Here is a 12324-nt window from a genome sequence, read left to right on the forward strand (position 1 = left end):
TTGCCGAATACTATCTAAATACCTACGGCCTCGATGGCGAACTAAAATGGGCAATGGCTGGACGCAACCAAACCAAGCTTGAAGAAGTTCGAAAAGGCTTAGGTAACGATAACATTCCTCTTATTCTCGCCGATAGCCACGATACGGCTAGCCTGAATGAACTGGCAAAACGTACTAAAGTCGTCTGCACAACGGTCGGTCCTTACGCTAAATATGGAAACGAATTAGTCGCCGCATGTGTCGAGAACGGCACTGACTATTGTGACCTGGCCGGCGAGACGCAATGGATTCGTCGCATGATCGACAAGCACCACAAAGCGGCAAAAGAAGCCGGTTGCCGGATTGTCCATTGTTGTGGTTTTGACTCGATTCCTTCCGACATGGGTGTGTACTTTCTTCAGCGTGAAGCAAAACATCACTATGGCGAATATTGCTACCATATCAAGATGCGCTTAAAAGCTGCAAAAGGGGCGATGAGTGGCGGTACCTTTGCCAGCATGAATAATGTGATGCTCGAAGCGAGTAAAGACCCTGAAGTTAAGAAGGTGATCTTCAACCCTTATGGTTTGAACCCTCAGGGGGAAATGTCGGGCCCTGATAAGCCAGATATGCAAAGCGTTAAATACGACTCTGACCTAAAAGCTTGGATCATGCCTTTCATCATGGCGGCAATAAATACGCGTGTTGTTCGACGCTCTCATGCTTTGAAGTCTTACCCGTATGGAAAAGACTTCCTTTATGATGAAGCGATGATGAGCGGCAAAGGCTTTACTGGAAGAGCCAAAGGTTATGCTGGCTTATTGACCTTAGGCTTGATGATGGCAGGTAAGCCGGGGTCTTGGTATAAAAATACAATTAATCGCTTTTTCCCTGAACCTGGTGAAGGGCCAAATAAAGCAGAGCGTGAAGCTGGCTTCTTCACCTTTAGTGTAATTGGCCGTATGAATGACCGAACATTGGTTGCCAAGGTTACAGGTGACCGAGACCCAGGTTATGGTTCTACTTCTAAAATGCTTGGTGAAAGTGCAGCCTGTTTAGCCTTGGATAAGAAACACTTGCCGAAGATGTGCGGAGTGTTGACACCCTCAACAGCAATGGGTGATGCCTTATTGCATAGGCTAGAAGAAAAGGCTGGTCTAGGCTTCTCAATCGAGCCCTAAGGTTATTGAGTTCAGGGTAAGTCGGGTTTTAACCCGACGATGCAGTTAATCAATGTTATAAGCTAAAGATGGGTTGGAGATAAACTCATTTTCATTGCCCTGATACTCAGCCACAATCGCATTACGTGAGACTTCCTCCGGGCTTGGTGGATCATTCTCATGCCATAGTTTTAATAAAGACATATGAGTACGCAAGGGTAGGTCATAGTTAGCCTTCATATAAAACAGAATTCTGGCAATATCCCCTTTGAGCTCGTTAGGTGGGTCAATAATGTGTAACTTCTTTCGAATGCCGCAATTATTGGCCTCAATCGTTTCTTCTAAGTTGCCGAACTTTGCGCCTTTTCTTTTAAACTCAAAGTAAGAGTCAGCCGGAACAACATTATGCAAATCAGAGATTATTTCCATATAGCGATCGTCTGAACGAAGGCACTGGCGTTTAGTTCCGCATTGAAGGTGGTCACGTACTTGAGCGCTTGGGTAAATATGGCTGACCGCGAGAAGCGGTGTTTTCTTTGAGAAAGACTTTTTGCAGAAAAAGGTCTGCCCGCCATTTTTATAAATGGCGCCCCAAAATTTATCCTTAATCACTGATTTGTAATCAGCTGCCGCTATTGAACTTAATAGCAAGCAGCTGATAGCGATAACTATCGCGCTACATATTTGTTTGTTGCGTTTTAAGCGCATTCAGGTTTACCTCGGTGAAGCTATTGGTAGTAAAAGAAGACTGCTTAACAACTTATATGATTCTTATAATTGACGTTAGCATAAAAAGTGAGCGCTGCCCCCTTATAAGTGAGCTAAAAATGTTAGATTCTGAAAAACATTGTAAAAACAGCGATCGGAAAGAGGCTTTAATGTTTATTTGTGATAAAGAGTGTGCGCTAAAGAACTTATAATGCTTTGTTGTGCTTTTGTTATTTTTTATTTTCAAAAGCTTATCTATGGAAATTAAAGCATCTTCGTAAATGAGTTTTCGAATGTGAGAATTTTGTAGGCGGCCCGTCCCGGGGCGCAGGTCGTTCCTCGGAGTGTCAGATAGCCTGGTGGTTCCGTTCGCGCGGACAGAGGCCCCGCCTACCTTTGGCTTTATCCCTTAGCAATTGCCAAGGTAATATCAGTCAACACGTCCCAAGGGGAAATGCCCTTTTCGACACCTTTGATCAGGTCATCGACTTTCTTACACTGATCTAAAAGGCCCAATAGCTTTTGAGGGCTGTGCTTTTGTGCGGCGGCAGACAGACCTGCCTGGCGTTTTTGAATGATACGATGTTGTTTGAATAATGCCGGCAATGGCTGACCTTTGCTCAGGGCATGAGACAAATTCAGTAGTAAGCGAATCTCTTTACTTAAAGCCCACAAGACAAAGGTGACTTCTACGCCTTCAAGGCGAAGGTGGGAGATGATTTTTGCGCTTTGCTTGGCCTTTCCGGTCAAACAGGCGTCGGTAAGGTTAAAGACATCGTAGCGAGAAGCATCTGAAACACTTTCCAACACATCTTCAGTAGAAATTTCGACACTGCTGTCAGGGTGAAGAAGCTTAAGCTTCTCAAGCTCCTGTTGTGCAGCGAGTAAGTTGCCTTCTAATCTATCAGACAAAAGTGAAACGGCGTCACGAGCTAAGTTCAAGCCCATTTTATTGGCTCGTTGAGCTATCCAACGCGGCATCTCGTGTAGATTGATTGGCCATATTTGAATGATGGCACCAGTCTGATCAAGTCGGCTACACCACTTGCTTTTAAGTGTGGAAGCATCGAGTTTATCGGCGCAGATCAGTAAAATCTTATCTTCTGGCAAATTATCGCAATATTGTTGAAAGGCTTTTGCACCGGGGGTACCGGGTTTAGATTTTCCAAGTCGAAGTTCAGTTAGTGTCTTTTCTGCAAATAAAGACAGAGTGTTAGCTTCTTCGTTTAAGCTGGTCCAATCGAACTTGCGGTCAACTTCCAGAATCTTTCGCTCATCAAAGCCTTGTTTTTTGCAGTTCAGACGAATGCTGTCCAAAGCTTCTTGAACCAATAGTGGCTCGTCACCGGTTACCAAATAAAGCGGTAAGAGCTTTTTTTTCAGCTCATTCTCAAGTTGCTCAGCTTTGATGCGCATACTTACTCAGAGCCCTCGTTACTGCCGGAATCGCTGGTAGTTAGCGTTTGTTTATTTACGACATCTATCTGGCGGAATATTTCTGAAGCAATGCGCTGGCTAAGTTCAGACTGTAGCTCACTGCGCTCGCGCTCTTTTGATAATAGTGCAGAGGACTGGTGGCGATAGCTATTACGAACGACGATTTCCTGTTCAGCGAGTACTTCTTCGCTCTCTTGAAGAACTAATTGATAACTTACTTTAGAGCTCAGCCCATATTCAGCGGTTGAAGCATTGCTTTGCAGCGACAAGGTACGAGACTCTTGCTCGATAGGGGAGATAGCTAGCCGATACTGAGCATTGTCATCAAAGCTAATATTATTCAGCATCAACTTTTGGCGTAGTGTTTGGCAAAGCTGCCAAGCACGAGTGGTTGGGCAGTCGAGTTTTATACTGGAAAAGCCCTTAGGAGCGTCATGTTCAGAATAACCACGAAGCTGGAAACCGCATGCCGACAGCAAACTAAAAAGCATGATCATTACGATGATCAAAAGTTTATTACGTGGCATATAAGGCTCTCACTGAAATAATAATCGCCCCGAAGCTTTAAGCGAGGGGCGATATTAAGGAGGAAAGAACAGGTCTATCGTTGCCTAGTTCGCAACGATATTAACCAGCTTTCCAGGTACAACGATTACTTTACGAACGGTCTTGTCATCTGTAAAGCGTTTAACGTTTTCATCATCCAAAGCAGTTTGTTCCATTGCTTCTTTGCTGATATCAGCAGGCACGTCAAGCTTGGACCTTACTTTACCATTCACCTGAATAACGATCGTTTGCGAAGCCTTAACCAAGGCGCTCTCGTCAACACTTGGCCAGCCCGCGCCGATAACTGCGTCTTTGTGGCCCAGGGTTTCCCATAGCTCATGTGAAATATGAGGCGTGATTGGTGCAAGCAGTAAAGTAACGGTTTCAAGCGTTTCCTGCATGACCGCACGGCCTTGCTCACTGACATCAACAAACTTCGAGGCTGTATTCATTAGCTCCATAATAGCCGCGATTGCTGTGTTAAAGGTTAAGCGGCGGCTAACGTCGTCACTTACTTTAGCAATCGTTTCATGCGTTTTTAAGCGAAGCGCTTTCTGCTCTTTGTTCAAGCTGGCAACATCGAGTGCAGCCACATCGCCCTGAGAAACGTGAGAATACACCTGGCGCCAGATACGCTTAAGGAAACGGTTTGAACCTTCAACCGCACTGTCAGACCATTCCAATGATTGCTCAGGAGGCGCAGCAAACATAATAAACAAACGAACGGTATCAGCACCAAACTGGTCGATGGTGGTTTGTGGGTCAACACCGTTGTTCTTAGATTTCGACATCTTGCTCATGCCAGAAGACAACACTTCGCTACCGTCAGACTTGCGCTTGCAGCTAATGGTTTTGCCTTTTTCGTCCGTCTCGATATCGACTTCAGCTGGCGCGATCCAGATCTTGCCACCTTTATCGTCTTCCTGATAGAAGCTTTCAGCCAATACCATGCCTTGGCATAACAGACGCTTGAACGGCTCGTCACAATTTACCAAGCCGACATCTCGTAACAGTTTGTGGAAAAAGCGCGCATAAAGCAGGTGCAAAATAGCGTGCTCAATACCACCAATATATTGGTCTACAGGCAGCCAGTAATTTGCCGCGCCTGGGTCTAACATGCTGTCAGCAGACTGAGGTGAACAGTAACGTGCGTAATACCAAGACGATTCCATAAAGGTATCGAAGGTATCTGTTTCACGTAGTGCAGGCTGACCATTATGAGTCGTCTTTGCCCACTCCGGGTCGCTCTTGATAGGTGAGGTGACACCGTTCAGCTCAACGTCTTCAGGCAGTACAACAGGCAGCTCATCTAAAGGAACAGGAATCGCGCTGCCGTCTTCAAGATTCTTGATCGGGATAGGTGTGCCCCAGTAACGCTGGCGAGAAACACCCCAGTCACGCAAGCGATAGTTAATACGCTTTTTGCCAGTGCCTAGCGCTTCGAACTTGGCAACAATGGCATCAAAGGCTTCTGCCGAGCTTAGGCCGGTGAATTCACCTGAAGTCACCAATACGCCTTTTTCAACAAAAGCTTCTTCTTGTACATCTATGTCGTTGCCGTCTTCCGGCGCAATCACCTGCTTGATAGGAAGCTGGAAAGCCTTGGCGAATTCATGGTCACGCTCATCGTGAGCCGGTACCGACATAACCGCACCTGAACCGTAATCCATCAAGACAAAATTAGCCGTCCAAACAGGTACTTCTTCGCCCGTAATTGGGTGGATAGCAGTAAAGCCGGTTGGAATACCTTTTTTCTCCATCGTCGCCATATCTGCTTCAGCGACTTTGTTGTTCTTACACTCTTCAACAAAGGCTTTCACCTCAGCATTATTCCCTGCCGCTTCAAGAGCAAGAGGGTGCTGGGAAGCAACTGCAACGTAGGTCACACCCATTAAAGTATCTGGGCGAGTGGTATAAACGCTTAGCTTGTCATCTCGACCTGCTAGGTCGAATGAGAATTCCAAACCTTCAGAGCGGCCGATCCAGTTGCGCTGCATGGTTTTGACCTGCTCAGGCCACTCATCTAACTGATCGAGATCTGCCAACAGCTCTTCAGCATAATCAGTAATCTTGATAAACCATTGTGGAATTTCTTTACGCTCGACCAAAGCACCAGAGCGCCAGCCGCGGCCATCAACAACCTGTTCGTTTGCCAAAACAGTTTGGTCGACAGGGTCCCAGTTGACGGTTGCGTTCTTCTTGTAAACCAAACCTTTCTCGTAAAGCTTGGTGAAGAACCACTGTTCCCACTTGTAGTACTCAGGCTGACAGGTCGCCAGTTCGCGACTCCAGTCGTAGCCAAAGCCCAGTGCGTTCAACTGAGTCTTCATGTATTCGATATTTTCGTAGGTCCACTTGGCAGGTGCTACCTTGTTATTGATCGCAGCATTCTCTGCAGGAAGACCAAAAGCATCCCAACCCATTGGTTGCATTACGTTTTTGCCTTGCATGCGCTGATAGCGAGAAACAACATCGCCAATGGTGTAGTTACGCACGTGGCCCATATGTAGTTTTCCGCTCGGATAAGGGAACATGGACAGGCAGTAGTATTTCTCTTTTGTTTCGTCTTCAGTGACAGCAAAGCTGTTGTTGTCTTGCCAAAATTTACGGGCTTTTTCTTCTATTTGCTGCGGTTGATAATGTTCTTGCATGAGAGTCTTCAATGTCGCGTGTTTTTATAAAGAGTGAAAAATAAGGTACTTTTTAGAAGCTTGGCGCTTAAAGATGGATAAAGCATCAAGCCGACTAAAACCAGCCGGCTATTCTAGCCTAGATTACGGTGCTTTTCACGCTTCTGTTGATGCTTTTCAGCGCCTGACTCTTAGTACTAAAACGAGCAGAGCACAAAACCAAAATAGGGGAGTGGAACCAGTGTGTGAAAAAGGTGTGCGTCCTTCCAGTAAACGAATTTTAGAAAACAAAATCGTTTGTACAAATTGCTCACTTTGGGCTGTAATCTTTCCGCGCTCGTCGATGATCGCACTAACCCCATTATTGGTGCCGCGCACCATGTAGCGGGCATTTTCAGCAGCACGCATCTGCGCCATTTCCAAATGTTGAAGCGGGCCTATCGAGGTGCCAAACCAACTGTCGTTACTGATGGTGATCAGGTAATCTGCGTCGGCCGACTGCTTGGCAACAAAATCAGGGTAGACCACTTCATAGCAAATAAATGGCGCCACTTGATAGTCGAAGGACTTTAGCAAGGCTTGGTCTTCTGCACCGGTTCGAAAGTCAGACATGGGTAGGTTGAAGAAGTCGATCAGGCCACGCAATAAATCTTCCAGCGGAACATATTCCCCAAAGGGAACCAATTTCTGTTTATGGTAGATACTTTCGCCTTCTGCTTCACGCGCACCAAGACTAACAATACTGTTGTGGTAAACCTGGCGACCGCTCTCTCTATCGATGTGTCGAAAGGGGATGCCGCTGAAAATATTACTATTATTCGCTTTCGCCAGTTCAGACATTACATTCAAAAATGGAAGGGCCTGGTCATATAACCTGGGCACCGCCGTTTCTGGCCAAACAATCACATCACTCTGCCAGGCCTGCTCGCTCATGGTCTCGAGTAGTTTTAAGGTTTTTGGAATTTGTGAACGTCGCCATTTAAGTTCTTGGGGAATATTAGTCTGAATCAGCGCGACGCTGAGCTCATCTTTAGAATCTTCAGTATTGCTAACTTTACTTTGGCTCCAGTTAATGGTGCTTAATGCAGGCCCGCTAATCCAGAAGATCAGTGCAAAAGCGAGTAAACCGAACTTGTGCTGCTTAGTATCAGAAGCTAACAACAAGGCTAAAGCGGTGCCGCTTAGTGCAACAATGAAGGTAAGCCCGTGTACACCAATCACCGGGATCCAACCGCTTAAAGGTGACTCAAGATGCGAATAGCCCAAAAATAGCCAGGGGAAACCCGTTAGGAATACAGTCCGAAAACCATCACCCAAGACCCATATCGCGGTAAATAAAAAGCTGTTTATTAATGTGTTGTCACCGCGTAGTTTGAAGTAGAGCCAGAAGTTCAAAGCGCTAAACAGGGCCAAGCCAGCAACAAAAATGACAGTTAAGCCACCTGCAAGCACTGGTGGCGCATTGCCATAGGTGTTAATACTAACGTAAACCCACGAAGCGCCTGAACCAAAAAGCCCTAAGCCAAATATCCAACCATACAAAAAACCTTTCTCGGCTTTGCCTGAAGGTTTTAAGGCTTGCGTGCAAAGTAGTATCAATGCAATCGAAATAGGGCCTAGTAGCCATAAGCCATATGGGGCAAGTGTGAAGGTTTGCAGTGCACCGGCTACTAACAGGCAAATGAAAATTAAGGGCTTGGGCAGAGACGGGAATAGGTTCATGGAGTGTCAAATTTCAATGGGGTCAGACTCGATTGAAAATATTGCGGTTTCAATCGAGTCTGACCCCATTGAAACCGCTGGAATATCAATTCTTCTCTATCTTCACCAAGCGAATGCTTCGGTTATCAGCATTAAGTACTGTTACTTTAAAGCCATACATAAGAGTTGTATCACCGCGGCGGGGCAGGCGTTCGAACTTCTTCAGAATCAGGCCTCCAATGGTGTCGAATTCCTTATCTGGCAGTTCCGTTGAAAAGTACTCATTAAATTCATCAATAGGGGTGATGGCCTTTACGTTATACTCGCCATCAGTAAGAGGCTTAATTAACGCTTCGTCATCGATGTCGTGCTCATCTTCGATCTCGCCCACGATCTGCTCAAGAATATCTTCAATCGTTACAAGCCCGGCAATACCGCCATACTCATCGGCAACAATTGCCATATGATTACGGTTTTGCTTAAACTCCTTAAGAAGCTGATTTAATCGCTTGCTCTCAGGTACAACCGTCGCTGGCCGTAAAGCCTCAGAAATCTTGTTTTTGCTAAGTTGTCCTTTTATCGCTAGGGGCAGTAAATCTTTAGCAAGCAAAATACCGATAATATCGTCAGTTGACTCGCCAATAACCGGAAAACGTGAGTGAGCAGACTCGATAATGCTATGCATATACTCTTCAGGCTCAAGCGTCGCGCGTACGGTAATCATCTGGGAGCGGGGAATCATCACTTCGCGAACTTGCATGTCGGTGACTTGCATCGCGCCTTCGATAATACTGAGCGAGTCAGCATCGAGAACGTTTCGGTCTTCTGCGGTACGGAGAATATCCATAATATCGCGCAGCGACGCAGGCTCATCTGAAAAAGCCTGGGTGAGTTTTTCAAACCAGCCTTTTGAACTATTTTTATGTTCTTGCTTGGCTTTACTATGGCCTGACTGGCTACTCGGAGGTTTTGAGTTATCTTCGTTCATAAACGTTTTCTAGCGAATCCTATGCTGTATCGTGGTTTGCAATAGTATCATCTTCGACGATCTCAGTGTAAGGGTCTGGAAAGCCAAGTTCAGCCAGAATTTTCACCTCAAGCGCCTCCATCATATCTGCTTCATCGTCCTCGATATGGTCGTAGCCCTGCAGGTGCAAAGTGCCATGAACCACCATATGAGCCCAGTGAGCTATTTCTTGCTTCGACTGTTCCGCTGCTTCCTTTGCTACCACAGGGGCACAGATTACCAAATCGCCCAAAAGGTTAAGCTCAATCTCGGCTGGCGCTTCGAAAGGAAAAGACAAAACATTAGTGGGTTTATCTTTGCCGCGATACTGGCTATTCAATGATTGGCTTTCTTCCTTGTCGACAATACGAACGGTAAGCTCATATTCTTGTTCGTGCTTTTTCCTATCATGAAGTGAGGCTTTAAGAGCGGCATCAACCCATAAACTCAGTTGGGAAAGCGTTGGGATATGAGGGTGTTCAGAAGCTTCCTGAAGGTCGATCGCGGCGATAGCAGTCATAAATCCGTTTTTCGCAGAAAATAGAAAATAATATTGGGGAAACGAAGTGCTACGTTAACACAGAATTTCCATCAGTGGGACAAAAATAGTAGTGAGTATTCTAGAGCGCTTTGAGGCTGGTATTTTTACGGATCTATCCTATAGTCAAAAGACTATAAATAGTATAAAAAAGCGAGCTACGAAATAATGATATCTACTGGATGTCCAGTACGTAGTCGCGAAAAAATCTAAGAGAATAGTTTAAATGTCTCGCAAGCCGATTTTTACCTCATCTTCCATTCTACTTTGCTCTATATTGTCAGCGACGGCTTGGGCCGATGGACACTCGCCGACAGAAGCAAAGCAGCCATTAAAACTAAAGGATGTGACGGTAACGGGGACCAAAGAAGGCGAGGTGAAGCTCCAAGAAGTACCGGCAGCAATTTCGGCCTACACCGAAGAAGATATGAGCGATGCTGGTATTGGAAATATCAAAGACCTGCGTATGCAAACGCCGGGGTTGAACCTTACACATAATGGCTAGTCTGCACGGCTCTACATGCGTGGTATTGGTAGTAACCTGGACTTTATTGGTTCAGACCCAAGTGTCACCGTTCACGTCGATGGTGTTTACCAATCTAGAACAACCTCAATTCTTGAAGACTTTCTCGACGTTGAACGAGTCGAAATACTGCGTGGGCCACAAGGTACTTTGTATGGTCGAAACTCTACCGGCGGTACGATTAACCTGATCACTAAAAAACCAGAAGCGGAGTCTAGCGGTAAGCTATTCGCAGAAGTTGGCTCGTATAGTTTTCGCAGCGTAGGCGGCATGATAAACGGCACAATTTCTGAGGATAAGGTTCTAGGCCGTTTAGCTGTTGTTAAGACCGATCACGATCCTTACGTCAAGAATACTGCTGCAACAGGTGTTGATGGTTTATTGGATGACGACTCTTTAGCGACTCGCGGGGCATTGCGCTTTTTGCTCGATGACAAAAGCGAGTTAGTGTTAAGGGCAGATTATTCAGATATTGATAGGAATCCAGCGGCTTATAAGACGACGCTTGTGAACTCGGATGGTGCAGCAGGTACATTAGCAGCAGGAGCAATAGTTCCTAGTGATCCATGGTCGGTTAATGTCAATGATGTTGACCCCTATACAGAAAGCAAAAACTATGGCGCCTCAATCGAGTATACGCGAAAAATATCTCCTGAATTAACCTTGGTTTCTCTGACAGGGTATAGAGACCTAGATCTCAAGTTAAAGGAAGATACAGATGGTAGCGATGTGGTGTATCTGGTGACAGAGTATGAAGAGCAGCAGAATATGCTCTCGGAAGAACTGCGTCTTCAATATCAAGGTGACAGGCTAAAATGGGTGGCAGGTGCATATTATTTGCAAGAAGAGCATGAATCTGACACTGCCATTAACTCTACAATTGTTGTCGTAGACTCCAAAAACGAAACACAGGCGTATGCGCTCTTTGGGCAAGGAACCTACTCAATAACGGATCGGCTGAATACAACTCTGGGTTTGCGTTACAGCAGTGAAGAAAAAGAATTTGACAATGTGTATGATCACGCAGATCCTACATTAGATTTTTCTGCGTCGCCCTCTAATTCTTGGGACTCATGGAGCCCATCGTTCTCGCTTGATTATACATATGATTCTGGAACGATGGTGTATAGCAGTGTCAAACGCGGTTTCAAAAGCGGCGGTTACAACATGACGGATGCTTCGCCAGAGTATTCTCCCGAGAAGGTTTGGTCCTACGAAATAGGTAGTAAGTTCCAGCTATTAGATAAAAAACTACATTCAAACATAGCTTTATTTTATAGCGACTATCAGGACTTGCAGGTATCAGAGTTTACAAGTCCAGGTGTATTGAATGTTTCTAATGCTGCAGAAGCGAATATTTTTGGACTTGAGATTGAAAATAAGTGGATGCCAACCTATAACCTGGCGATAGAAATGAATTATGCGTTTTTGAATGCAGAATATGATAATTATATCATTCCGCCAGTTGTAAACGCTGATAGCTCGATTGCTCAGCCTGAACAGGATGCTTCTGGGGATGATATGGTTGCATCTCCAGCTCATAAAGTTAGTTTGGCTGGCCAGTACTTTCATGACTTGCCAAGTGGTACGTTAAGTTACCGCTTGGAGTATGCGTGGCAGGATGAGCAGTACTTTACTGCGCCGAACCATGAAACCTCTTATCAGGGGGCTTATGCTTTAGTGAATGCGAGGTTCGGTTATGAGAGTGCAGATGAAATGTGGGAAGCAGAAGTTTACGTTGAAAACCTAACGAATAAAGCGTATTCAACTTCCACTCGAGAGTTTCCTGGTAGCCCTTTAAGCCTGGATAGTGTCGGTGTAACCAAAGACATCAACCCACCAAGAACCTTTGGTTTGCGTTTAGTTCGCAACTTCTAAACGTAATGAAATCAAAAAAAGCCTCATATGAGGCTTTTTGTATGTATGGGAATAATCCGAAGTAGACAAGGCGGGGCCGCCTACAAAAATCTCACACAAACTCATGCTTCCGACGATACTTATGCGCCGGATACGAACCCAATATCCGTACCTCCTTCGCGAAAAAGTTCAATTCTTCCAAAGCATTCTGAAGCGCTTGCTGACGATAATGTCCATCG

Annotated in this window: 10 protein-coding genes; 3 read left to right on the plus strand and 7 right to left on the minus strand. The window is 45.5% G+C overall.

What is annotated here, in order from left to right; genetic code table 11:
• Positions 1-1160: trans-acting enoyl reductase family protein (locus A3761_RS09460; protein ID WP_068750146.1), on the plus strand; the 1160-nt coding region annotated here is incomplete at its 5' end.
• A 45-nt stretch (positions 1161-1205) separates the two neighbouring features.
• On the opposite strand, the gene A3761_RS09465 is transcribed toward A3761_RS09460, so the two are convergent.
• From A3761_RS09465 to ybeY, 7 genes are all read right to left on the minus strand, one after another.
• A complete protein-coding gene (locus A3761_RS09465; RefSeq protein WP_082865261.1) occupies positions 1206-1847 on the minus strand; it encodes an endonuclease in 642 nt (213 codons plus the stop codon).
• Positions 1848-2249: 402 nt separating this feature from the next.
• Positions 2250-3263, minus strand: coding sequence for a DNA polymerase III subunit delta (holA, locus tag A3761_RS09475; RefSeq protein WP_068506694.1), 1014 nt, complete (start codon positions 3261-3263; stop codon positions 2250-2252).
• 2 nt (positions 3264-3265) lie between these two features.
• Positions 3266-3811: an LPS assembly lipoprotein LptE gene (gene lptE, locus A3761_RS09480; protein ID WP_068506692.1), complete on the minus strand. Its 546-nt coding sequence runs from the start codon at positions 3809-3811 to the stop codon at positions 3266-3268.
• A gap of 84 nt (positions 3812-3895) precedes the next feature.
• The gene (gene leuS, locus A3761_RS09485) at positions 3896-6481 is read right to left on the minus strand and encodes a leucine--tRNA ligase (RefSeq protein ID WP_068506690.1); all 2586 of its coding nucleotides are present in this window, start codon (positions 6479-6481) and stop codon (positions 3896-3898) included.
• 156 nt (positions 6482-6637) lie between these two features.
• Positions 6638-8182: an apolipoprotein N-acyltransferase gene (lnt, locus tag A3761_RS09490; RefSeq protein ID WP_068506687.1), complete on the minus strand. Its 1545-nt coding sequence runs from the start codon at positions 8180-8182 to the stop codon at positions 6638-6640.
• Positions 8183-8267: 85 nt separating this feature from the next.
• Positions 8268-9149 carry an HlyC/CorC family transporter gene (locus tag A3761_RS09495; protein WP_068506685.1) on the minus strand — a complete coding sequence of 294 codons (882 nt, stop codon included), beginning with the start codon at positions 9147-9149 and terminating at the stop codon, positions 8268-8270.
• Positions 9150-9168: 19 nt separating this feature from the next.
• Positions 9169-9687 (minus strand): rRNA maturation RNase YbeY, encoded by a 519-nt coding sequence (gene ybeY, locus A3761_RS09500; protein ID WP_068506684.1) that lies wholly within the window; start codon positions 9685-9687, stop codon positions 9169-9171.
• Positions 9688-9931: 244 nt separating this feature from the next.
• Here ybeY and A3761_RS09505 point away from each other — a divergent pair, with 244 nt between their 5' ends.
• Together A3761_RS09505 and A3761_RS09510 are read left to right on the plus strand one after the other, a co-directional pair.
• On the plus strand, positions 9932-10210 hold the full coding sequence (locus A3761_RS09505; RefSeq protein ID WP_068553444.1) for a hypothetical protein: 279 nt from the start codon (positions 9932-9934) through the stop codon (positions 10208-10210).
• Positions 10211-10225: 15 nt separating this feature from the next.
• Entirely contained in the window at positions 10226-12106 is a 1881-nt protein-coding gene (locus A3761_RS09510) for a TonB-dependent receptor (RefSeq protein ID WP_068638133.1), read from the plus strand.
• Positions 12107-12324 lie beyond the last annotated feature (218 nt).

This window comes from Oleiphilus sp. HI0123, from assembly GCF_001635315.1.

Bases quoted from the DNA above. Each gene is read 5' to 3' on its own strand.
- A3761_RS09465 (WP_082865261.1), bottom strand. From the start codon at position 1,847: ATGCGCTTAAAACGCAACAAACAAATATGTAGCGCGATAGTTATCGCT.
- holA (WP_068506694.1), bottom strand. From the start codon at position 3,263: ATGCGCATCAAAGCTGAGCAACTTGAGAATGAGCTGAAAAAAAAGCTC.
- lptE (WP_068506692.1), bottom strand. From the start codon at position 3,811: ATGCCACGTAATAAACTTTTGATCATCGTAATGATCATGCTTTTTAGT.
- leuS (WP_068506690.1), bottom strand. From the start codon at position 6,481: ATGCAAGAACATTATCAACCGCAGCAAATAGAAGAAAAAGCCCGTAAA.
- lnt (WP_068506687.1), bottom strand. From the start codon at position 8,182: ATGAACCTATTCCCGTCTCTGCCCAAGCCCTTAATTTTCATTTGCCTG.
- A3761_RS09495 (WP_068506685.1), bottom strand. From the start codon at position 9,149: ATGAACGAAGATAACTCAAAACCTCCGAGTAGCCAGTCAGGCCATAGT.
- ybeY (WP_068506684.1), bottom strand. From the start codon at position 9,687: ATGACTGCTATCGCCGCGATCGACCTTCAGGAAGCTTCTGAACACCCT.
- A3761_RS09505 (WP_068553444.1), top strand. From the start codon at position 9,932: ATGTCTCGCAAGCCGATTTTTACCTCATCTTCCATTCTACTTTGCTCT.
- A3761_RS09510 (WP_068638133.1), top strand. From the start codon at position 10,226: ATGCGTGGTATTGGTAGTAACCTGGACTTTATTGGTTCAGACCCAAGT.